Raw genomic sequence first — 22,700 nt, 5'->3', positions numbered from 1 at the left:
TCGGGCGCACGCTGTTCATTTTTGTTGATGCCGAATAACCCGTCCCGGGTTATGCTGTTTTGCATTATGGGGCAACCATTTTGCATTTTGGGGCATCGTCCGGGAGCCGGCTTTGGCTAAACCCCTGAGCTTTGTGCGCGCCGGAACGCTGGCCGGCTATGTCGACCTCGCCCGTACGCTTCAGCTCGACGCATTTGCGCTGCTGAAGAGCGTCGGCCTTCACCGCTTCGATCTGTCCGACGTCGATACGCTCATCCCGGCATCCGCGGTCAGTGAACTGCTCGAGCGCTCGGCCGATGCCGCCGATATCGAAGACTTCGGACTACGCCTCGCGGTGATACGCAGCCTGGCGCATATCGGGCCGGTCGGCCTGCTGGTACGCGAAGAGCCGACGGTCGGTGACGCCATCCGCGCGGCGGAGCGCTACCTTCATCGCTACAGCGACGCCATGGAGTTTCGCCTCGAGGAGCACGCTGATCTCGCGATGCTACGTGTCCAGTTCCTTGCGACCACGCGGGGCGATACGCGACAGGCGACGGAGTTGCTGGTCGGCACCGTCCACCGTGTCATCAATGCGTTGGCCGGCAGCGCCTGGGCTGCGGAAAGCATCAGCTTCTCCCACCCCGCCCCCTCATCGCGAACGATACACAATACCTTCTTCCGGACCCGAACGCTGTTCGACAACGTCTTCAATGGATTCATCATGCGGCGAGCCGATCTGATCGTGCCGATCCGCACCGCAGAGATGGCAATGCCACGTTACATGAAGCAGTTCGTCGAGGAAGTCGTCGCGCATCCGACAGTCACGATCGACGCGACGGTGCGACAGCTGATTTTCTCGCTGCTGCCGTCGGGACGCTGCACCAGCGAGGCTGTCGCGAGCCACCTCGGCGTCGATCGCAAAACCGTCAACCGGCGATTGGCCGTCCGCGGGGTGACGTTTTCGGAGATCCTCAACGACGTTCGCATCGAGCTTGCACGACGGCACATCCGCACCGGGCACCGGTCGCTGACGGAAACTGCGCAGCTGCTCGGCTTCTCGGGCCTCGCGACGTTCTCGCGCTGGTTTCGCACCGAGTTCGGTACGAGCGCCACCTGCTGGCGCCGCAGCGAAATCGGTCGCGACGACGGCATCAAGCCGCAACGATCGAAGCCGGCCGGCCTGCCCCGTCGGGTTGCTGACAGCCGGCGGCGGCCACGCGCGGCGCGTTAAGTCACCATACAGCGTTAGCGAAGGGAAGGATCATGGTTCAGTATTCCGGGCTGCGCTTCTGGAAGGACGCCGGAGCGAGGGACCGTACGATCGACCGGCTGCTGGCGCTGCGCGCCGGCCTCGTCAAGACCATCACGCCCAACAACAAGCGGGACTCCTTCCATCTGGCGACATGGAATATTCGCGATTTCGGCGGGCATCGACTGAACCCGTCGCCCCGCCTGCCGGAGTCACTGCTCTATATCGCGGAGGTGATTTCGGCGTTCGATCTGATCGCGGTGCAGGAAGTCAATGAAGACATGGCCGATTTCCAGAAGGTCATGCGCCTGCTCGGCCGACACTGGGACTATATTGTCACCGACCAAAGCGGGAATATGGAGCGGCTCGCTTTCGTGTTCGACACGCGCAAGATCCAGTTCCGCCACGTTGCGGGCGAGATCGTGCTACCGCCGAAAAAGGGCAAGGAGGTCATTCAGTTCAACCGCACGCCTTTCCTCGTCGCCTTCCAGGCCGGGTGGTTCAAGTTCAACATCTGCACGGTGCACATCTACTACGGCACCGCCCAGGACACTGCACAGCGCAAGCGCGAGATCGCGGACATCGCCGCTTTCTTCACAGCGCGGCAGAAGAAGGATGGCGAGACCTACATTTTGCTCGGTGATTTCAATATTCTGAATCCGGACGATCCAACCATGGATGCGCTTCTGGGCAGCGGCTTCGAAGTGCCGGCTGCGTTACGCAAGCCGACAGCGCTCGCGAGCGCCAACTACTATGACCAGATTGCCTTGCGGACCCAAAACAAACTGGCGGAGATCCGAAGCGCCGGCTGCTTCCGCTGGCAAGACTATGTGTTCCGCGACGACGCCGACTACGAGGTGTACAAGCCCTTGATGCCGACGAAGACCAAAACAGGCAAGATCGCCAAGACCGACGGCAAGGCCTACAAAGCCTGGCGCACATGGCAGATGTCGGACCATCTGCCGTTGTGGGTCGAGATCAAGATGGACTTCACCGAATCCTACCTCGCCAGTCTCAGGACGGGCGCAACGCCGCTCGCCACGTTTGATCCAGCGACAGGCCCGCGCCCCGACTCCGGCCCTCCGACCGAAAGCTGAAGCCGCAGCGGACTCCAACTGGCCGAACGGTTCAGGTGAAGAATCCGGCCGGCCGGATACCGCGCCGGCCGGATGGCGCCTACTTCTTCAGCAGCGGACAGGTGCTCTTTTCGAGCGGCATGAAGGCCTGCTCGGCTGGAATCGTCGCAACCAATTTATAGTAATCCCACGGCTGCTTTGACTCTTCAGGCTTCTTCACCTCGAACAGGTAAGCTGGGTGAATCTTGCGGCCATTCGGCTGGATCGAGCCCTTGCCGAACAAAGGATCGTCGGTCGGCATTTCCTTCATCTTGGCGACCACAGTCCTGCCGTCATGCGGGTTGCCGCCCAGCGCCTCGAGCGCCTTGAGGTAATGCAGGACGGCAGCATAGTTGCCCGCATGGACCATCGTCGGCGGTGATTTCTTATGGCGCTCCATGAAGCGCTTGCTGAAGGCGCGGGTCTGGTCGTTCATGTCCCAGTAGAAAGTCTCGGTGAAATTGAGCCCATGCGCGGTCTTCAGACCGAGTGCGTGGACGTCGGTGATAAAGAGCAAGAGCCCAGCCAGTTTCTGGCCACCGGAAACGATGCCGAATTCCGCCGCCTGCTTGATCGAGTTGGTGGTATCGCCACCGGCATTGGCCAATCCGATCACTTTCGCTTTCGACGCCTGCGCCTGCAGCAGGAAGGAGGAGAAGTCAGAGCTGTTGAGCGGGTGGCGCACTGAACCCAACACCTTTCCGCCAGCCGCCTTGACCACCTCGCCAGTATCGCGTTCGAGCGCATGGCCGAAAGCATAATCGGCGGTCATAAAGAACCAGCTGTCTCCACCGGACTTCACCAACGCTGTTCCGGTGCCGTTCGCCAGCATATAGGTATCGTAGACCCAATGAACGGTGTTCGGCGAACATTGCGCGTTCGTGAGATCCGATGTCGCGGACGCGGTGTTGAGGTTCACGACGTTCTTCTCCCGGGCGATGCCGGATGCAGCCAGGCCGACGCTTGAAGCCGCCATGTCGATGAAGGCGTCGACCTTCTCGAGATCGGTCCATTGCCGTGCGATGTTGCTCGCGACATCCGGCTTGTTCTGATGGTCGGCTGCGATCACTTCGATCTTCCAGCCCTTCTGCAAAAGTCCGGAATCCTCAACGGCCATTTGCGCCGCGATCACCGAGCCCGGGCCACCGATGTCGGAATAAAGACTGGATTGGTCACCCAGGCTTCCAATCTTGACATTCTTGTCCATTGTCTGCGCGAACGCACCGCCCGCAGCGACCAGTGTGCCGGTCAGCAGCAGAACTGGAATTGTCGGCGACTTTCTCATGTTCCATCCCTTCGAGATTTTGGTTGTTCGATCGTTCGAGGTCGCAAATATTTTCATCAACCCCAAGGAGATATTCAGGCCAGCCTACAACCAGTCGAGCCGCAAGCTACGGCCGGTTTCCATGCTGGAACCACGATTCATCTTGTGAATTTGCGCAGCAGTTGTTTTGATCAATCTCATTAAACGTCGCTTTACTTATGATTAAAATTGCACAAAGTCTTTCACCAGTGGCGTTCTCCTTGAACAACGAGCGGTGAACTGATTCAGCCTCCGGGGGAATGTCTTGCCGCTGATCTTAGTGATCGATGGACACAGCGTCTACCGCCAGGGCCTTCGGCTTCTGATTGAAGCGCGAGTGGATCACTCTCGCGTCGAGGAAGCGACGATCCTCGAACTCGCGGTGACCAGGGGTCGCTTCGACCTGATGCTGATTGATGCGGCGAGCCTCAGTGACGGTTCGCCGAATGTTTTGCGCGAAGTGCGGGCGCTTAATCCGGAAACACGGTTCGCCGTGATGTCGAACTCACAGACACGGGCGGATGTATTTGGCTGCCTAGCCGCGGGTTTCCACGGCTTCGTCTGCAAGATGCAGTCGGAAGACGAACTGCTCGTTGCCATCGGTGACTTGCTGTCTGGCAGAATCTATGTGCCGCGCTGGCTTGTTGATGAAGCGCCAAGTCCAGGCCACGAGGTGGGCCAGGACTCGGACATCGCCAAGCTGACACACCGGCAGAAAGAGGTTCTACCGCTGCTTGCTGCCGGAATGTCGACCAAGGAAATTGCAAGGCACCTGAGAATCGCGCCTGGGACCGCGAAGATTCATACTGCAGCCCTCTTGCGCGCGCTGCACGCGCGCAACCGCACCGAAGCGGCATTCATCGCAGCCAAGCTGATGAGATCCCGTCTCGGCCGCGAGAGCCGCTCGAACAGTCTGCTTCCAGCGACGCCTCCATCATCATTCAAGAGCTGGACCGCGGATTGATTGCCGGTTGATCTTTTCGCCGGTGCGGAATCCGCGGAACAGCAAGCCCAGAACCGACACTGCACAGCAGGATCGGCGACAAAGCGACACATTCCGGATTTTGAACAACATCTGCCGCGGGGACCATGGACATTTCCTTCTTCCGCGGACATTTTCTTTTTATGAGCAGCGCTCCGGCGAAATCCGCAACAATGCCTCGCGCTTACGGTGAACGCGATGGCGCGTGATACGACCTCGACAAAGCGGGCGGTGGACGGGATCCTTGATCTTGTCCGCGCAGCCACCGACGAGATCGAACGTGGCCGGCGCCTGTCTGACACTGTTGTCGCCGCCCTGCGCGACACGGGGATCAACCGACTGCTGATTCCCGCAGCCCTCGGCGGCATCGAGGCGCCGATTGTCGACGTGATGGATATGATGGAGCGCATTGCCGCGGTCGACGGCAGCGCTGGCTGGTGCGCAGCGATCGGTTCGGGAAGCAACATCTTCGCCGGCTATCTGCCCGAAGCCGGCGCCCGCGCCGTCTTCGCCGATCCGGACCAGGGCAACGCTACCATGTTCGCTCCTGTCGGCCGGGTGGTTATCGACCACGGCCACGCGAAGCTGACCGGGCGCTGGCCGTTCACCAGTAACTGTCTTCACAGCGCCTGGGCCGGCCTCGGTGCACTGTTCGAGGAGGCTGACGGACTCGATCCCGTCCCGCGCGTGGTGTTCGTGCCCATGGCCGACCTCAAGATCGAAGACACCTGGGACGTCGCGGGCCTGCGCGGCACCGGCAGCCACCACGTTTCTGCGGCGGAAGTCGCCGTTCATTCCGACCGGTGCGCCCGTTTCACGGATCGGCCCTGGCCTGACGGCACATTGTGGCGGCTGCCCATCTACACTGTGCTGTTGCCTGTTCTCGTTGCCGTCCCGATCGGCATCGCTCGGGGCGCCGTTGACGAGATCGCCCGGCAGGCGCGCGAAGGCCGCACCGCCAGGCGCGGTCAACTGGCCGACACGCCGATCTCCATGGCCGAGTTCGCCGGCGCCGATGCCCGCCTCCGGGCAGCCCGGGCCGCCCTTAGGGAAGTCGTCGTTGAGGCGCACGCACTCGCCGAGCGCGGCGAGCCTGTTGGCCGCCAACTCCAGGCTCGTATCTACCTGGCGTGTCTGCACGCCTGCGACACCAGCGTGGAGGTGACGTCCGTTACCCACCAGCTCGGCGGCGGCGCCGCCGCTTACCGCAACAGCCGCCTGCTGCGCGCGCTCTGCGACGTGCAGGCCGCGCGCCAGCACCAGCTGTTCTCGCATCACCACCTGCCCGAGCTGGGCAGGCTCGTTGCGGGCCTGGACGTCGCTTATCCTCCCTACATCAGGTGATGAGGTGACGCGGCCGACGCCCGGCGTTTTCGCTTCATTCGATCACCATCGACGAGCCATCGTGCGGGCATCGGATGCGTCACTGCGCTGCCGGGAGTCCCTTTCGACCATGCATCTGCGAGGACCATGAAGGTCGTCAGCACTGCCGCATTAGGCTATGCGAGTGATCGAGCGCATTAGTTGCGCCATGCTGAAGGTTCGCTTAGCGGGGGGAACGTGTTCGAATGCTCAATCGATTTTTCTATGTGATTGCGATTGCAGGCTGGTTTCTGGCCGGGATCTGCAATCCCTCCGCCGCCCTGTCAGCCTCTCCGATAGAGCTGATTTCCAACTTTCGTGTCTCGCAGGGGCTCGGCCGAGTGACGAAGGACTCGACGCTCGACCGAATTGCTCAGGAGCAGGCCACGGCAATGGCGGCAAGGGATGTGCTCGACCACGACCTAATCGGTTCGTTCAGTTCGCGCGTTGCGTCGTCACGTTCCGGAGGAGCTGCGGAAAATATCGCTTATGGGCATGACAGCTTCACCAAGACTCTCGATCAATGGATTAATTCGAGCGGTCATCGAAAGAACCTACTTATGCCAGGAGCATCGCGCGTTGGCGTCGCGAGCGCGAAAAGTGCGAAGTCTGGACGCACCTATTGGGCGATGGTGATCGCCGGAGGTTATGATCAACCCAGGCGCGCCGCAGCAAAGGCCGCGGCGAAGGCCAAGAGCCGTGATCGGGTCCATCCGTGTCGGATGAGTATCATGGGCCTTTGCCTGCAGCGACATTAGTTTTGCCAGGATGCAACGTCGCGAAGCGAAGTTCCCCCAGCTCCCATCCGCGGCCTCACAGCTTGGCGTGATAGACAGGACGTCTGGCGTGGCGTTCCAAAAACAATAGCCGACGAAAATCGCACCTATGCGCGGCCACCAACACCGCGACCCGAGTCCTTTCGTTTCTTATGCGCTTTTCTCGTGCCGATCGTCGCGAGAATCGGCGAGCCTCGCAAAAGCAGCCTTTGCCTACACAATAATTGTCCTGCTGCTGTCGATCACCTTATGTTTCATTTGGGCGTACTGCGTTGCGAACCGGTATTCGGCCCGTCGCTAACCAGCTGGGACGCGACCACGGCCCATGCGTTCCCCGCTACTTCCGTGAAACTCACGCTCGCGTGAGCACCGCGGCTCCTTTGCCGCGGCTATGAAAAAGCATCGCTGATCATCTCGATTTCAAACGCGACCACGATCACCTTAAACACCATCAGGTCGTCGAAAAGAGAGAGTCTCATGGACGAAGCACGTTGTCTTTCATGGAAGGATCGCCGGGCCGACCATCGGATAGAAGACGAGTTGCCTCTCGAGTCGTGTCGCACCAAATCGACGGCTGAGCTGTTCAGCCGTCCCGACTCGAGCAGCGTCGACGCGAACGGCGAGCCGTTCGCCCAGGCGATCATCACCGCCGCCAATCGCGTCGAGCTCGACATCGCCCATTCCGGCAATCGGTACACTGCACGCATCGCGACGGGGCGGCGCGGCCTCTCGCGATTAGTACGCACTTTCAAGCGGATCGTGCGGACCCTGATCAAGTTGATACTGAGGCCGTTGCGACCGGCACTCGGCGTGCTGGCCGAATACCGCATCCATCAGGCTGCACTTCGCCAGACTAGCCGGCACTGATAGCAACTTTGGCACGCGAATTTCCCAAACAAGCCATTGAACCGGAGACTTGCTATGCGCAAGGAGAACCCTTCCCTTCGGGCAGCCTGTTCGTCAGCCGCACCGCGGGAATCGCAATGTACGAAATCGGATATCGGCCAGAGGCGATCGCCCCTCTCAGTCACGTCATCGAATTGGATTTCGGCGCGAGCGCTCCGTGCCCCATCAAGACCGCCGCTCTCTAGAGCGGCCTGATACCTCCCGAGGAGGCCCACAATGACAGTCCTACGATCCGATACCGAACAGCTCACAGCAACGTTGCTTGCACTGACGCGCCTTGCCGACGGCCAGCGCACAATTGTTGCCGGATCTTTCTCCGACGACATACATGCGGAGCTGCTGCGGCGCGGGGTTTTTCGCGCGGCGACGATGTCGAGCTGTCGGGTCGCGTGGGGTCAGTATGACGCGGCCTTTGTTGTCGGCCGTGAAGCTTCACACGGGTTCGAATCGCTGATGTTCAATGTCTTGCCATTTCTGAAAGTTCGTTCCGCATTCGCCGTATGGATCGATCCCGACCAGCACGGACGCGCCAGCATCGTTCAGACGCGGCTGCGGCAGGCCGGCTTTTGCATAGAGGCTGGGTCGCGTTGCGGCCGAGGCTTCGTAGTCTCGGCGCGTCGTCTGGAATGGAAATCGGTCGCGAAGATCGCCTGAGAGAGGCAGCGCCGTCCGCCTTTGCAGCGGGGGCAATTTCAAGCAGGATCGAACAACATGCCAGTAACGAGTTCATCGCTTCGGCACCTCTCCAGCTTCATGCCGACATTACCCAACCCTTCACCGTCATCTCGAACGGCGACCGGTCTCGAGGATTCAACGATCGCATGCTGACAGCGCATCCCCGAAACAACGGCTTGAAGAATGCGACAGGAGAGATCCCCCATTGCGGTCGCTCGTCGGTGACGGCCTTCGCCTCTTCTGCGTTGCTGATGCCGCAATACCTGCCTTTATTGTGCCGGCGACGCGAACGGCCGCCAATCTCGTCTGGCCGTCTTTGTTTTCGCACTTATGCGGCGGCATCGCTCGTTTCCTCGTTTCTTTATGCGACTTGATGCAATCTGCGTGAACGTGTCTATCAGGAGCAACTGGAATGTCGATCGCCCGCCACCATCATGTTCAGCGTGCGAACCACTCCTGGCCTACTAGCCCCGCACAGAACACTGCCGCCCTGTATAACAAAGCCGGCACGGATTACATCGCCTATGCGGATGGTAATCCCGAGAAGCTCTTTGCATTCGAAGGGCTCCATGGCTACGCTGACCGGCAGATCTGGCTGGTCCTGCTCAGCAAGCTGATCGAGCTGCGAGCCTCGCGCGCGGCGTCCCTTGTTCTCCTCGATGCCGGCTGCGGCCCCGGCACTTGGCTGCGGCGGATAATCCTGTGTGCCCATGACCTGGGCTTCGAAAGGATCGTGGCGCGCGGTTTTGATATCGCTGAATCTCAGGTGGCGCAGGCGCGGCTTCTGGCAAGCGATGCCGCCGCGCTCCCGGGCGTGCATCTCACTTTTGAAGTTGCGGATCTCACGCGGCCTTTGCCCGAGATGGATGGATCGGTGGATATCACACTCTGTCTCTACAGTGTTCTCAGCCATATTCCGCCTGAGGGAATCCCGCAGGTACTGCGCGAGATCGCACGCGTCACATACGGGCACTTCGTGACGGCAGTCCGGTCGGTCGGCAGCACGCCGTCGGCGTTCACTCATTCGGTCGAGAGTATCCGCTACCTACGGCAGGATCACGAGCGCAACGTGTGCGAGATCGAGTTGCATGATGGCACACGCAGCATGTTCCCCTTCCATCTCTTCACAGAGTCCGAGTTGCGGGGCCTCTTCGCACCGCATTTCGGAATCGAGGAAGTACGCGGCCTCGATCTGTTCCACACGCGGTTTGCAAATGACCCGCGGTGGAGTCCGCCGGGCCTCCAGGGAGATGACAGCCTTGCTAACGAGCTCGCCCAGCTCGAAGCGATCTATGCGGCGAAATCCGGATTCGTCGATCGCGCAGCCCATATCATGCTTGTGGCGCAAGGCCCGGCCTGCCGCGACGTCGGCGGCCGTCAAGCTTCGACCGCAATCTGATCTGCAATCGTTGCGATGGCCGTCCCCACGGGATCAAATCAAGTCGTTGTCGATACAGTATTCAAGGGCGAGCTTGCTGTCAGCGGACCTTGCACACGCCCGATCACAGCGATCATGCTGCGGCCTCTGCTCTTTGCTCGGCGTCGATGGCGCGAACGCTGCCCCCGCTATCGGCGATGCTCTTGGAACCGCCGGGGCCATTTTCACTCCGTTGATCGGCAATCGAAAAGCCACGAACCCGATCAGGAGGATGTACTCGTCAGGCATAGGAATTCGAGCGAGACCGGCAAGCGACCTCATAAAAGTCTCATAGGCATCCAGATGATGCCGCTCCAGCGGTCGCGCGATCACCTGCGGCCGACCTATGCTACGCTTATGCCGAGAGATCGCGACCCATCTCGATTTCCTACGCGTGATGAAGCATCTATTCGATCAAGCAGTGCGCGATCAGTGCCAAATTTGCCCGGCGCACAAATCGCGGGAGATCGAAGATGAGCCACCTGATTCATGACGAGAGCAACTATCACGCGTTAAACCGCGAGAATGACTATCGTCCATATCTAATCGGCGGAGGCGCTTCGGCTGAATATCGCTTCGGCAGATTCAATCGAGGGCGCATCCGCGCGAGTGCGCGCAGCGCCATTCGCAGCATCATCCACATATTCAAGGTCACGCACGAAACCCTGCTGGCATCCAGAATGCGTTGCGCTGAGCGCGAGCTCCAGCTCAGGCCTCATAGCGCACGCAACTTGGCAATCCGTCGCAGCATCGGCAGATAGCGCGAGCGCGCCCGAGGCAGCCTATGACTATTCGAATCCTTGCCGCCGTCCCTGCCCTCACCTCCGTGCTGGCGAAGCCCGGTACCGGCGTCTTGACGCTCTGGGATCAGGAATGGCGTCGGTGGACAAACCGGTACCGGCCCGAGCGGCACTATATGCGGGGACCCGGTCCGAAATGCCGAGAGAAGAGATCGGGCAATTCCGCGGGCTTGCTGGATGCGGCAATCCGTCACGTTTGAACGGTCGGCTGCCGTCCGTTGAACTGCAAGACGAGCATCGCACTAGTACGTCTCGATGGTCAGACGAAGCGTCTTGCCGGCGCGCGGCCGTCATTTGCCCGGTGATCCATCTCGACCTGTCGCCGAGTTGATAGCGGCGAAAGACTAATCGGAAGCATTCGCATCCTGATCGGAGGATTGGTACGACAGACTTAATGGTCTCTTAAGCTGAAACGTCTTTAGCGACAGCGATCAAGTGCACTGGCTGAGCGAGAACGATCGAGAATGCGAACGTGACAACGACCCCGGCGGTCTCATTCGACGAGGCGTTTCGTCGGCAACTTCATGAGCTGTTCGTGTGGCGCCGTGATGTGCGGCGATTTCGTCGCGATCCACTCCCGGACGGCACAATGGAACGGCTGATCGAGATCGCCTGCCTTTCCCCTTCGGTCGGACTGAGCCAGCCTTGGCGGTTCGTGGTCGTTGAGAACGTAGCCAGACGTCAAGCCGTGATCGACGACTTCAAGGGCTGCAACGCCGCCGCGTTGCATTCCTATTCCGGCGAGCGCGCGGCGCGGTACGCAGCCCTGAAGCTCGCCGGCCTCGAGGAGGCGCCGGTTCACCTGGCGGTATTCGCAGAGAGCGAGAGCGAAACCGGCTACGGGCTCGGACGGGCAACGATGCCGGAAACGATCGAATATTCCGTCGCGGCCGCCATCTGCTCGATGTGGCTCGCCGCACGAGCGGAAGGGATCGGACTCGGCTGGGTGTCGATCCTGAACCCGACCCGCATCCGCACAATTCTCGACGTGCCGGAGTCTTGGAAATTCATAGGCTATCTCTGCATCGGCTACCCCGAGGAAGTGTCCGATCGGCCCGAGCTTGAGCGCACCAACTGGGAATTTCGGCGCGCGCCCGCGGAATTTACGATTCGGCGCTAACGCCCAGATGACGACCATCTGGCTGATGGCCCCCGGCGTTTGACCTGAAGGTTGACCTGCTCATCGACCGCGGATAGCGTTCGATCGATGGTTTCTCCCCGCCAAGGGAGATGAAAAGGGAAGCCGGTTCGGATTCATCCAATTCCGGCGCTGCCCCCGCAACTGTATGCGGCGAGCCCGGCCTATGCCACTGGGATTTCCCCGGGAAGGCGGCAATCGGGCGACGACTCGCGAGCCAGGAGACCTGCCATCACAAGAAGGGGTGCTTTGTAAGTGTCTGGGCGGGGTGCACCGGACGGAGGCGCATCTTCGGCTTCGAGCCGAGGGTACACGCTTGCTGACAGAGCTCTTCGTCCTGCCCGGACTTGCGAGAGCCTGCCATGGATCACCAAGCGACAGCTGCAACCGTTTCCATACGAGATGAGGGCCGTCCACCGCGAAATAATGAAGAGGTGGTCGTAAGCGTCTGCACGACCTGCAAAGCCGCCGAGACGGAAGGGGGTCAGAGTCTTCTGGAGGCAACAAGGGCAGCGGTCGGTACCGGCGCGACGGTTCGCGCCGTGCAGTGTCTGGGGGTGTGCAAGCGTCCCGGAACGGTCGCCGTCAGCGCGCCTGATCGTTACACATTCGTCTTTGGCGACCTCGAAGGCGAGGCCGGCGCTTCTGCCATAGCAACCTTCGTCAGGTCATTTGCTCAAACAGCTTACGGACTTGTTCCCTGGCGCGATAGACCCGAACTCATTCGTCGGGCCTTGGTCGCACGCATTCCGCCAGCCATCTGGTCACCTGCAGACGGAAGTCCTCCCAAATGAGTCATGCCGGAAGCACGCTCGTGCTTGGTGGCGCACGTTCAGGCAAATCCACATTCGCAGAGCAAGTCACCTGCCGGAATGGTCACCCCAAGATCTACATTGCCACTGCAACAGCCGGTGACGACGAGATGCGCGCCCGCATCGCGCATCATCGCAGGCGGCGCGGCGAAGGCTGGCGCACGATCGAGGAGCCGTTGCAGATCTGCGAGGTCATCGCGCGCGAAGCTTTGGCCGACCGCGTCGTGTTGCTCGACTGCCTGACACTGTGGCTGTCGAACGTCATGCATGCAGGCCTCTTGGTCGATGCCGAGACGCGCCGTCTTGCCGATCAGTTGCAGCGGACCGCCTGCCCGATCGTCCTCGTGTCCAACGAAGTGGGTTTGGGACTCGTCCCCGAAACGCCGCTCGGCCGCAGCTTCCGCGATGCGCAGGGCCAGCTCAACCAGCTCATCGCAGCTTCGGTCCCCAACGTCGTCTTTGTCGCAGCCGGTCTTCCGCTGTGGCTGAAACACCACCCCGCACAAGGAACCAGCCAATGACTCGCGTGCCCGTGACGGTGCTGACCGGATTTCTCGGCGCCGGCAAGACGACGCTTTTACGATCGCTGCTGACGCAGGCCGACGGCAGGCGCATCGCCGTGGTTGTCAATGAGTTCGGTGATGCCGGCTTCGACGGCGGCCTGATCGAGGAGTGTGCGGCCAAGGCATGCGCCGAAGGCGATATCGTCGAGCTTACCAACGGCTGCATCTGCTGCACGGTGGCCGACGATTTCATTCCGACGATGGACAAGCTGCTCTCGCGCGATCGCCCGCTTGATGCAATCGTGATCGAAACGTCCGGCCTTGCGCTGCCGCAGCCCCTGCTCCAGGCATTCGCGTGGCCCGCCGTGCGCAATCGCGCCACGGTCGATGGCGTCGTCACCGTCGTCGATGCGCTCGCACTGTCGGAAGGGCGCATTGTTCTGGACGAAGCCGCAGTCGCGACCCAACGCGAGGTCGACCCCTCGCTCGACCATGACGATCCGATCGAGGAAGTCTTCGAGGACCAGCTCGCCTGCGCGGATCTGGTCGTGCTGTCAAAGACCGACCTGGTGTCCGCCGACGTGCTGGCCGACATCGAGACCCGGATCGCCCGGGCCTTGAGGCAGGACGTCCGGATCGTCCGCTCAAGGGGCGCGCTGGCACCGCAGGTGCTCATCGGGTTGGCTTCCGCGGCCGAGAACGACCTCGCCGCGCGGCAGGGGCATCATGGCGACGAAGAGGACCACGATCACGACGATTTCGAGAGCATCGTCGTGCAATGCCCGCCAGCAGCTTCTGTCGAATCCCTAAACGCACGGATCACAGCAGCCCTCGGCCGGCAGGGCGTGCTGCGCGTGAAGGGTTATGCCCGCGTCGACGGCAAGCCTTCGCCGGCGGTCGTCCAGGCTGTTGGCGGCCGTGTGGAGCTGTCGTTTGCGCGGCCTGATATTGCAATCCAGGATGGTCTGGTCGTCATCGGCCTGAAGGGCTTCGACGGCGACGCCATACGCCGCGCGCTGAGCGGATAGCGGACGATCCTCAGTATGCACCTCAAGCTCGATATCGAAGGCGCGATCGACGATGGCGACGTCGCCCGAGACCTCGGTCAGGCACCGGCAGACATCGTCATCCTTTCCGCCGCTGACAGCGATCTCGCATCGTTCGCTGCTGCGCTCGGTATCCTGCCTGACGGCTTCCCGTCGGTTCGACTGACGAACCTGCTGGCCCTCGGTCATCCGGCGTCGGTCGACGCCTATGTCGCGCGCACTCTGAAACGGGCGAAAATTGTCATCCTGCGGATGCTGGGCGGCGAGGGTTACTGGCCCTATGGCGTCGAGAGCCTCCGCAGCGAAGCGTTGCGACGCGGCAGCCTGTTTGCGTGCCTGCCAGGAGAGCTGACATGGAATGTGCCGCTTGCAGCACGCGGCACCTTGAACCTCGAACACACCGAGACGCTATGGCGCTATTGCGTCGAAGGTGGAATCGACAACTCCGCCTCCGCGTTGCAGTTCGCCGCCCATTTGATCGGACAATCTTCGATCATGCCGCCACCGCCACGGCCGATGCCTGCCGCCGGGTTCTGGACCGAACCGGACCAGAGCGGGCGCGCCAACGTCGCCGTCATATTCTACCGCGCAATCGCCATGAGCGGCGACACGGCGCCGATCGAGGCGATTTGCGAGGCGCTCCGCGCGCGCGGCCTGAACCCAGTGCCAATCTACGTCACCAGCCTGAAGGATGAGCGCTCGATCGCGTTCCTCGATACGGCCCTCGCCGCCTTCCCACCGGCGGCGGTGATCAATGCGACCGCATTTGCGACCGGGACGGCTGGCGACGAGCGAGCCGTGCTGGGACGATACGACTGTCCCGTCTTGCAGATCGCGTTGGCCGGCTCGAGCCGGTCGGCCTGGGAATCTTCAAGCCGAGGGTTAAGCCCCCGCGATCTGGCGATGCATGTCGTGCTGCCGGAGGTCGACGGCCGGATCTTCGCGCATGCGGTGGCATTCAAGGAAAAAGGGACGGAGGACGTACCCCGATTTGCGCCGACGGTCTTGAGACCTGTCCCAGACCGCGTCGAGGCAAGCGCCGATCTCGCCGCGGCATGGATCAGGCTGCGAACGACTCCGCCGCAACGGCGCAAGGTCGCGCTCGTGCTTGCAAACTACCCCAACCGCGACGGCCGCCTGGCCAACGGTGTCGGCCTCGATACACCGCAGAGTGTGGTCGATACCTTGAAGACGATGCGGGAAGCTGGCTACGACATCGGCGACACGCCGCGCGATGACGCGGGGCTCATGCGCCTGCTGCAACGCGGCCCCACGAACGCACTGGTCAATCGTGCGACGCGGACCGGCGGGATCGCGTGGCCGATACCAGAATATCAAGCCGTGCTCGATCGCTTGCCGACCGGCGTCCGCACAGGCGTTGCCGCGCGATGGGGCGAGGCTCACGAAGATCCGTATGTCACCGACGGTTGCTTCAGACTGGCGCTACACCGCTTCGGCAACCTCCTCGTCGGGATCCAGCCGTCACGCGGCTACAACATCGACCCGAAGTCCACCTATCACGATCCCGATCTGGTGCCTCCGCACCACTATGTGGCGTTCTATCTGTGGCTCCGGCAGATATTCGGCGCCCATGCGGTGATCCACTTCGGGAAGCACGGCAACCTTGAATGGCTCCCAGGCAAGAGCACGGGCCTGTCCCGGACTTGCTATCCTGATGCGATCCTCGGTCCGATCCCGCATCTCTATCCATTCATCGTGAACGATCCGGGCGAAGGAATTCAGGCCAAGCGGCGTAGTGCCGCCGCGATCGTCGATCACCTGACGCCGCCTCTCAGCCGCGCCGAATTGCACGATGAATTGGCGCACCTCGAGTCGATGGTCGATGAATACGCGCTTGCAGCCGATCTTGATCCCAAGCGCGCCGCCGCGATTGCCGATGAAATCCTCTCCATGGCACGGGCGAAGCAGCTTGATGCGGATCTTGCGCTGACACGGGAGGCTTCCGTTGGCGAGACACTGCGCGCGCTGGACGCACACCTCTGCGACCTCAAGGAAATGCAAATCCGCGACGGACTGCATGTTTTCGGCACGTCGCCGCAAGCTACCCAACGCATCGACCTGCTGGTGTCGATTGCGCGGATGCCGCGCTCGGATTTGCGGGCGGAAGACGCTTCGCTGCACAGGGCTATTGCCCTTGACCTCGGTCTTGCCGATTTCGATCCGCTGACACGGGATCTTGGCGCGGCGTACGGCGGACCAAAACCCGTTGTGCTCCGGCAGCTTCTGGATCGCGCCTGGCGCACGAACGGCGACGCGGTCGAACGGATCGAACTGCTGGCGGCAGCGCTTGTCTCAGGCGGCAGGGCCTGCGATCCGGCATGGACGCGCACCGCTGCCGTGCTGCGATGGATCGACAACGTTCTGGCGCCCGCGATCGACGATTGCGGCCGGCATGAGACAAGCGCGCTGATGCGCGGCCTGGACGGGCGCTTCATCAAACCGGGACCGGCAGGTGCTCCGACGCGCGGGCGGCCGGATGTGCTGCCGACGGGTCGAAACTTCTTCGCGGTCGACGTCCGCGCCGTCCCGACGCCGTCAGCGTGGCGCATCGGCCGGCTCGCGGCCGAGCGGCTCGTTGAAAATCACTGGCGCGAGCAAGGCGAATGGCCACGGTCGATCGCCCTGTCTGCATGGGGCACAGCCAACATGCGTACCGGCGGCGACGATGTCGCCCAGGCACTTGCGCTGATTGGCGCGCAGCCGGTCTGGGAGGCGGGCACCGGGCGCGTAACCGGCTTCTCGATCAGTCCCCTCTCCGACCTGGGGCGACCGCGCATCGATGTCACCTTCCGGGTCTCCGGTCTGTTCCGCGACGCATTCCCGCTGCAGATGGATCTGATCGACAGCGCCGTACGGGCCGTCGCCGCACTCGATGAACCGGCCGATGCGAATCCCCTCGCCGCCGCCGTCAGATCGACGGCGGCCCGGCTCCAAGAATCCGGCGTCCGCGAAGACGAAGCGCTCCGGCGAGCGACCTATCGGGTCTTTGGCTCGAAACCGGGCGCGTATGGTGCCGGGCTGCAGGCGCTGATTGACGAACGACAGTGGGAACATCGAAGCGAAATCGCCGACGTCTATCTCGCGTTTGGCGGATATGCCTATGGCGCAGGCTCCGAGGGAGTGGCCGAGGCCGCAACCTTCAGCGATCGCCTCGCCACAGTCGACCTCGTCGCACAGGCGCAAGACAACCGCGAGCACGACATACTCGACGCCGACGACTATTACCAGTTCATGGGCGGCTTGGCCGCCACGGTCGAACATCTGCGCAGGCGGGCACCGCGTGTCGCGCATGTCGATACCTCGCGACCGGAAGCGCCGGTCGCCCGCAATCTCGCGCATGAAATATCCCGCGTGGTACGCGGCCGGGCCGCCAACCCCAAGTGGATCGCAGGCGTCATGCGCCATGGCTACAAGGGCGCCTTCGAGATCGCGGCTACCGTCGACTACCTGTTCGGTTTTGCCGCCAGTACGCGCACCGTCAGCGACCATCATTTCGATCAGCTGTTCTCCGCCTATCTTGAAAACGACCGTGTCCGCGGCTTCATGGCAGAGGCGAATCCTGCGGCACTCAGGGAAACTGTCGCCCGCTTCCAGGAAGCAATCCGTCGCGGCTTCTGGCGACCACGTTCCAACAGCGCTGCGGACATCCTGGCGGCGCTGGCAATCGACAACGTCAATCCGAAAGAGGCAGCCACATGACTCATCCCCCGCCCGATGACGAGATGAACGTCCGCCACCATGAAAAGATGCGCAAGCACAAGGCCGCACGCGACAAGATCATGGCGACCAAGACCGGGAAGAAGGGCCTGATCATCGTCAACACCGGTACGGGAAAGGGCAAGACCTCGGCGGCTCTCGGCATGGTCTTTCGCCACATCGGCCATGGCTGGCCGGTCGCGGTCGTTCAGTTCATCAAGTCGGCAACGTGGGACACTGGCGAAGCGAAGCTGCTCAGAAAACTTCCCGAGCTCGCGACCCTGCATATCATGGGCGAAGGTTTCACCTGGGAGACGCAGGACCGCACCCGCGACATCGCCGCCGCAGAAGCCGCCTGGCTCCGCGCCAAGGAGCTGATCCTCGACGATCGGCACCGGCTCGTGCTGCTCGACGAGCTCAACATCGTCCTGCGCTATGACTACCTGCCGCTCGCCGACGTCGTCGCCTTCCTGCGCGACGAGAAGCCAGCCGACAAGCACGTGATCGTCACCGGACGAAACGCACATGGCGACCTGATAGAGATCGCAGATCTCGTGACCGACATGACGCTGGTCAAGCACCCTTTCCGCCAGGGAATCAAGGCGCAGAAAGGCATCGAGTTCTGATGCACACGACGACGCCCGCCGTGATGGTGCAAGCGACCGGCTCGAATGCCGGAAAGTCGACCATTGTCGCCGGGCTGGCGCGTCTCTTCACCCGGCGCGGCTTGCGTGTTGCCCCGTTCAAGCCGCAGAATATGTCGAACAATGCCGCCATCGCAGTGGAAGGCGGCGAGATCGGCCGTGCCCAGGCCGTACAGGCGCGCGCGGCGCGCAGCGCGCCGAGCATTCACATGAATCCCGTGCTGCTGAAGCCGGAGAGCGATACCGGAGCGCAGATCGTCGTCCATGGCAAACGTTTCGGCAAGCTCAAGGCAAGCGATTACGCCGCCGGCCGCACTCAGCTGCTATCTGCAGTCATCGAGAGCTTCGCGCACCTTTCCCGCGATGCGGATCTCGTCCTGGTGGAAGGCGCAGGCAGCCCGGCGGAAATCAACCTGCGCCGCGGAGATATCGCCAATATGGGTTTTGCGGGCGCCGCCGACGTTCCGGTCGTGCTTCTCGGCGACATCGATCGCGGTGGTGTGATCGCCAGTATCGTCGGCACACATCTTGTGCTCGCCCCCGATGAACGCGCGCGCATTCGCGGCTTTATCGTCAACAAGTTCCGCGGCGATCCGCGGTTGTTCGACGACGGTATAGGCGCAATTGCGCGGATGACCGGCTGGCCGGCGCTTGGGCTCGTGCCATGGCTGCCGCAAGCGGCATGGCTACCGGCAGAAGATGCCGTCGATCTCGACCGTAAGACAGCAGCGCCAGGCGCTGCGCTGACCGTTGCCGTCCCGATGCTTTCACGCATCGCCAACTTCGACGATCTCGATCCACTCGGCATGGAAGCGGGCGTTGATCTGATGTTCGTTCGCCCGGGCGAGCCGATTCCTGCGCAAACCGACGTCGTCATCCTGCCCGGCACGAAGTCCACCATCGGAGATCTTGCCTTTCTGCGGTCGCAAGGATGGGACGTGGACATCAAGGCGCATGTCCGCCGCGGCGGGCACGTGCTTGGCCTTTGCGGCGGCTATCAGCTGCTTGGCCGAACCATCGCCGATCCCGACGGTGCGGACGGCCACGCCGGGACGGTCGAGGCGCTAGGGCTGCTTGAAATCGAAACCGTGATGTCGCCAGACAAATCGACACGGACGGTTCACGGCATCCATCGCGCGACCGGCGAAGCGGTTCAGGGCTATGAGATCCATCTCGGCCGCAGCGAAGGCGCGGACTGCGAACGGCCGGTCGTGCTGATCGACGGCCGGCCGGACGGTGCCAGTTCGCCGGACGCGCGCGTCCAGGGGACCTACCTGCACGGCCTGTTCGCGAATGACGGGTTTCGCAGAAAGTGGCTCGAAGGCTTCGGGGTTGCCTCGACCTTGGTGTACGAAAGACAGATCGAACGCGCACTCGATGCGCTTGCCGATCACCTCGAACAACATTTGAACGTCGGCGCCATCCTTGATATCGCGCGTAGCCGTCAGAACAAAGCGGCCAACAGTGCGTAGGCGGCAGCCTGGAGGGCGCATGCGCCCACAAACACGTGTAGCGCTCTGCGGATATCATCAGCGTCCGCGTTCCTGCGACCACCTTCGTGGAGAAAAGGATCGTCGAGGCGGCGTTCGGCGTATTGCCGAGGCCCTGCGAGAGCGATGCCCAGTGCGCCCGCCATCGCACTCTCCGGCCAACCGGCGTTCGGCGAACGGTGTTTTCGTGCATCCCGCCAAATGACCGCAAGAGAGGTCGTGACCGTTCCGCCTGCGATCGGGGCGGACAGCGCCAGCAGCATGCTGGACAGGCGAGCAGGGATGAGATTCAAGCCATCGTCCAGTCGCGCGGCCGCCCATCCATAGGCTTCATGGCGCGCGGTACGATGACCGACCATCGAGTCCGCGGTGTTGATGATCTTGTAGATCAGCAGTCCGGGCAGCCCGAACAGCGCAAACCAGAACGCAGGGGCGACCACACCGTCGGAAAAATTCTCAGCGCACGATTCGATCGCGGCGCGGCAGACGCCGCTCTCGTCCAGCGTCGAAGGCTCGCGGCCGACGATCATCGCGACCGCATTGCGCGCCGCTGCAAGCCCGCCTTCGCCGAATGCCGCATGCACCCGCGCCACGTGGTCGTAAAGACTTCGCTGGGCGATAAAGATGGCAGCGACACCGGCGAGGAGAAACTCCCCACCCGGGATACGCCGTAATCCTGCCTCGGCAAGATACCCTGCTCCGCCCGCACCAACGATGAGCGCCACGGTCGAGACAACGCCAGCCAGTCGCCGCCTGTGCGAGGAGTGGCACTCGTGGTTCAGCAGGCGGTCCAGTGTATCGATGACTGCCCCCATCAGGACGATGGGATGTGGCAGTCTGCGCCAGAGCCACGGCGGATCGCCGAACAGCGCATCGATTGCAAGCGCGCCGACGAGCAGCAGGAGCGCATCGGATGCGAACAGCACCGTCAATGCCCCAACCGCGCAAGTTCGGCAGCCAGGCGATCGAGCGCTTCCACCAGCATCGGGCCGCCGCACACCGTCAGTCGCTCGGAAACGACGATCCGCTTTTCCAGGGGGTACAGCCTTTCCAGCGCAGGATGCAGAAGAAAGGCCTTGCCTTGATCTTCGGCGACGTCGTCATCATCCGACAGCAGGAGCAGGTCTGGCCTCAGACTGACGATGGTTTCGAGCCGCGCAAAGCCGCCGAGTTTCAGGCCGAACGCTGATGCGGCATTCGACAGGCCGACCTCCGCAAGCATCGCGCTGATCAGACTGTCGCTTCCCGAAACCCACCCGCGCCGCGACACGGCAAGCACCGTGTAAGGCTTCCCTTTGACCTGCGTGCGGATGCGTGCGACCGCGGCGTCCAGGCGGGCGATCTCCGCTGTCGCACGATCGGGATGGCCGACGATCTCGCCCATCCGCCTGATCTGGGATCTCACATCGTCGAACGATCGCGCAGCATCGAACTCGACGATCCGAAGGCCCTTCTGCTTCAGCAACTCCCGTGTCGCGCGCTTGGTGAAGCGCCCGGCGACGACGACATCCGGTTTGAGCACCAGCACGTCCTCAGCCTCACCCGACAGCTTTGGAAACTTCGCGGCGGCGTTGGCGGACCACGATCGCGTGGCATCTCGCGAATAGGGGCTCAGGCCCAGAATTTGCTGCGGATCGGCAAGCGCCACCAGAAGCTGATCGGTGCAGACGTTGATCGAGGCGATGCGCGGCTGCTGCGCCGATGCGGACGCCGCCATCGCCAGCAGAGTTCCGGCCGCCAGCGCCGCTCGAATGAGCCACTCGCGCGCTCGAAAAAATAATGGCAAGAGATGACCATGCAACATGGCGGCGACTTGAGCGAGGCGATAGCACGTTACGGCGGACCACCTGGCGCGTGGCTCGATCTTTCCACCGGCATAAATCCCGTGCCATGGCCCGTGCCGACCGGGCTTCTGCAAGCGCGGTTGCACAGACTTCCGTCCAGGGACGACGAAATCGCGCTGATCGAAGCAGCGCGCGCAGCCTACCGCGTGCCGCACGGCGCCGAAATCGCCATCGCGCCCGGCACGCAGGCGCTGATCCAATGGCTGCCGCGCCTGGCCGCAGATGGCGCCGTGGCGATCGTCGGTCCGACCTACAGCGAGCATGGGCTTGCCTGGTCCTATGGCGGGCGTGACGTCGCCTCGTGCGATGACATTGACAAAGCGCCGCCGTGGGTCCGTCACGCCGTGCTCGTGAACCCGAACAACCCTGACGGACGCGAGGTCCCGATGGATGCGATCGCCCGTGCTGCGGGAATCATGCAGCAACGGAGCGGATGGCTGGTCATCGACGAAGCTTTTGCCGATGTTGCACCGGACCTCTCGGCGACAGCGCTGTGCGTCGACCTTCCTATTGTCATTTTGCGGTCGTTCGGAAAGTTTTATGGCCTGCCCGGCCTCCGCCTGGGATTTGCTATCGCTGCCCCCACAATCATCCGCTCCATCCGCAACGCGCTCGGCCCCTGGGCGGTGTCCAGCTCCGCGCTCAGCGTCGGCGCGGCGGCCTTGCGTGATGAGCCTTGGGCAATCGCCACCCGCGCAGCCCTGCAGCGCAAGGCCGCGGGACTTGACGCAGTGCTTCAATCCGCAGGCTGCGACATCGTCGGTGGGACGCCGCTCTTCCGTCTTGTCAGGCACGGCGGCGCGGGAGGATTGCACGAGGCGCTGGCGCGCCAGCAGATCTGGTGCCGCAAATTCGACTGGGCCGACGATCTGCTGCGCTTCGGTCTGCCGACCGAGGACGAGGTCGATCGCCTCCGCAAAGCGCTCGCGTGACGTCGCT

General features: G+C 62.5%; 21 protein-coding genes and 1 riboswitch. Of the genes, 18 read left to right on the top strand and 3 right to left on the bottom strand.

Annotated features, from left to right (window positions below; genetic code table 11):
• Positions 1–112: 112 nt before the first annotated feature.
• Positions 113–1,213 (top strand): AraC family transcriptional regulator, encoded by a 1,101-nt coding sequence (locus RCO31_RS18585; RefSeq protein WP_308969931.1) that lies wholly within the window; start codon positions 113–115, stop codon positions 1,211–1,213.
• A gap of 32 nt (positions 1,214–1,245) precedes the next feature.
• Entirely contained in the window at positions 1,246–2,328 is a 1,083-nt protein-coding gene (locus RCO31_RS18580; protein ID WP_308969930.1) for an endonuclease/exonuclease/phosphatase family protein, read from the top strand.
• Between the two features lie 79 nt (positions 2,329–2,407).
• On the opposite strand, the gene RCO31_RS18575 is transcribed toward RCO31_RS18580, so the two are convergent.
• Complete coding sequence (locus RCO31_RS18575; protein WP_308969929.1) at positions 2,408–3,631, bottom strand: ABC transporter substrate-binding protein; 1,224 nt, start codon at positions 3,629–3,631, stop codon at positions 2,408–2,410.
• Positions 3,632–3,914: 283 nt separating this feature from the next.
• On the opposite strand from RCO31_RS18575, the gene RCO31_RS18570 reads away from it, so the two are divergent.
• The 15 genes from RCO31_RS18570 (at position 3,915) to RCO31_RS18500 (ending at position 19,899) form a co-directional block, all read left to right on the top strand.
• Positions 3,915–4,613 carry a response regulator transcription factor gene (locus tag RCO31_RS18570; RefSeq protein ID WP_308969928.1) on the top strand — a complete coding sequence of 233 codons (699 nt, stop codon included), beginning with the start codon at positions 3,915–3,917 and terminating at the stop codon, positions 4,611–4,613.
• Between the two features lie 216 nt (positions 4,614–4,829).
• Entirely contained in the window at positions 4,830–5,975 is a 1,146-nt protein-coding gene (locus tag RCO31_RS18565; protein WP_308969927.1) for an acyl-CoA dehydrogenase family protein, read from the top strand.
• 224 nt (positions 5,976–6,199) lie between these two features.
• Positions 6,200–6,751: a CAP domain-containing protein gene (locus RCO31_RS18560; RefSeq protein ID WP_308969926.1), complete on the top strand. Its 552-nt coding sequence runs from the start codon at positions 6,200–6,202 to the stop codon at positions 6,749–6,751.
• A gap of 495 nt (positions 6,752–7,246) precedes the next feature.
• A complete protein-coding gene (locus RCO31_RS18555) occupies positions 7,247–7,636 on the top strand; it encodes a hypothetical protein (protein WP_308969925.1) in 390 nt (129 codons plus the stop codon).
• A gap of 255 nt (positions 7,637–7,891) precedes the next feature.
• Positions 7,892–8,329 carry a hypothetical protein gene (locus tag RCO31_RS18550; RefSeq protein WP_308969924.1) on the top strand — a complete coding sequence of 146 codons (438 nt, stop codon included), beginning with the start codon at positions 7,892–7,894 and terminating at the stop codon, positions 8,327–8,329.
• Positions 8,302–8,724: a hypothetical protein gene (locus RCO31_RS18545; protein WP_308969923.1), complete on the top strand. Its 423-nt coding sequence runs from the start codon at positions 8,302–8,304 to the stop codon at positions 8,722–8,724. Before RCO31_RS18550 ends, RCO31_RS18545 begins: the two co-directional genes overlap by 28 nt.
• A gap of 38 nt (positions 8,725–8,762) precedes the next feature.
• Positions 8,763–9,749 (top strand): class I SAM-dependent methyltransferase, encoded by a 987-nt coding sequence (locus RCO31_RS18540; protein WP_308969922.1) that lies wholly within the window; start codon positions 8,763–8,765, stop codon positions 9,747–9,749.
• Positions 9,750–10,240: 491 nt separating this feature from the next.
• Positions 10,241–10,528, top strand: coding sequence for a hypothetical protein (locus RCO31_RS18535; RefSeq protein WP_308969921.1), 288 nt, complete (start codon positions 10,241–10,243; stop codon positions 10,526–10,528).
• Between the two features lie 511 nt (positions 10,529–11,039).
• Positions 11,040–11,687 carry a 5,6-dimethylbenzimidazole synthase gene (gene bluB / locus RCO31_RS18530; protein WP_308969920.1) on the top strand — a complete coding sequence of 216 codons (648 nt, stop codon included), beginning with the start codon at positions 11,040–11,042 and terminating at the stop codon, positions 11,685–11,687.
• 71 nt (positions 11,688–11,758) lie between these two features.
• A riboswitch (cobalamin riboswitch) is annotated at positions 11,759–11,954 on the top strand.
• A gap of 113 nt (positions 11,955–12,067) precedes the next feature.
• A complete protein-coding gene (locus tag RCO31_RS18525; RefSeq protein WP_308969919.1) occupies positions 12,068–12,499 on the top strand; it encodes a DUF1636 domain-containing protein in 432 nt (143 codons plus the stop codon).
• Complete coding sequence (cobU, locus tag RCO31_RS18520) at positions 12,496–13,038, top strand: bifunctional adenosylcobinamide kinase/adenosylcobinamide-phosphate guanylyltransferase (protein ID WP_308969918.1); 543 nt, start codon at positions 12,496–12,498, stop codon at positions 13,036–13,038. The genes RCO31_RS18525 and cobU overlap by 4 nt, the downstream gene beginning before the upstream one ends.
• Positions 13,035–14,048 carry a cobalamin biosynthesis protein CobW gene (cobW, locus tag RCO31_RS18515; protein WP_308969917.1) on the top strand — a complete coding sequence of 338 codons (1,014 nt, stop codon included), beginning with the start codon at positions 13,035–13,037 and terminating at the stop codon, positions 14,046–14,048. Before cobU ends, cobW begins: the two co-directional genes overlap by 4 nt.
• A gap of 15 nt (positions 14,049–14,063) precedes the next feature.
• Complete coding sequence (cobN, locus tag RCO31_RS18510; RefSeq protein WP_308969916.1) at positions 14,064–17,786, top strand: cobaltochelatase subunit CobN; 3,723 nt, start codon at positions 14,064–14,066, stop codon at positions 17,784–17,786.
• Positions 17,783–18,409, top strand: coding sequence for a cob(I)yrinic acid a,c-diamide adenosyltransferase (cobO, locus tag RCO31_RS18505; protein ID WP_308969915.1), 627 nt, complete (start codon positions 17,783–17,785; stop codon positions 18,407–18,409). The genes cobN and cobO overlap by 4 nt, the downstream gene beginning before the upstream one ends.
• A complete protein-coding gene (locus tag RCO31_RS18500) occupies positions 18,409–19,899 on the top strand; it encodes a cobyric acid synthase (RefSeq protein ID WP_308969914.1) in 1,491 nt (496 codons plus the stop codon). Before cobO ends, RCO31_RS18500 begins: the two co-directional genes overlap by 1 nt.
• Here RCO31_RS18500 and cbiB read toward each other — a convergent pair.
• Complete coding sequence (gene cbiB / locus RCO31_RS18495) at positions 19,872–20,843, bottom strand: adenosylcobinamide-phosphate synthase CbiB (RefSeq protein WP_308969913.1); 972 nt, start codon at positions 20,841–20,843, stop codon at positions 19,872–19,874. The two genes, RCO31_RS18500 and cbiB, sit on opposite strands and share 28 nt — an antisense overlap.
• A 2-nt stretch (positions 20,844–20,845) precedes the next feature.
• Positions 20,846–21,634 carry an ABC transporter substrate-binding protein gene (locus tag RCO31_RS18490; RefSeq protein WP_308969912.1) on the bottom strand — a complete coding sequence of 263 codons (789 nt, stop codon included), beginning with the start codon at positions 21,632–21,634 and terminating at the stop codon, positions 20,846–20,848.
• 72 nt (positions 21,635–21,706) lie between these two features.
• Here RCO31_RS18490 and cobD point away from each other — a divergent pair, with 72 nt between their 5' ends.
• Positions 21,707–22,693 (top strand): threonine-phosphate decarboxylase CobD, encoded by a 987-nt coding sequence (cobD, locus tag RCO31_RS18485; RefSeq protein ID WP_308969911.1) that lies wholly within the window; start codon positions 21,707–21,709, stop codon positions 22,691–22,693.
• Positions 22,694–22,700 lie beyond the last annotated feature (7 nt).

This window comes from Bradyrhizobium sp. LHD-71 (genome assembly GCF_031157255.1).
In the GTDB taxonomy this organism is placed as follows: domain Bacteria; phylum Pseudomonadota; class Alphaproteobacteria; order Rhizobiales; family Xanthobacteraceae; genus P52-10.
The sequence above is the reverse complement of the archived record's forward strand: the minus strand, read 5'-3'. Positions and strand labels throughout refer to the sequence as shown.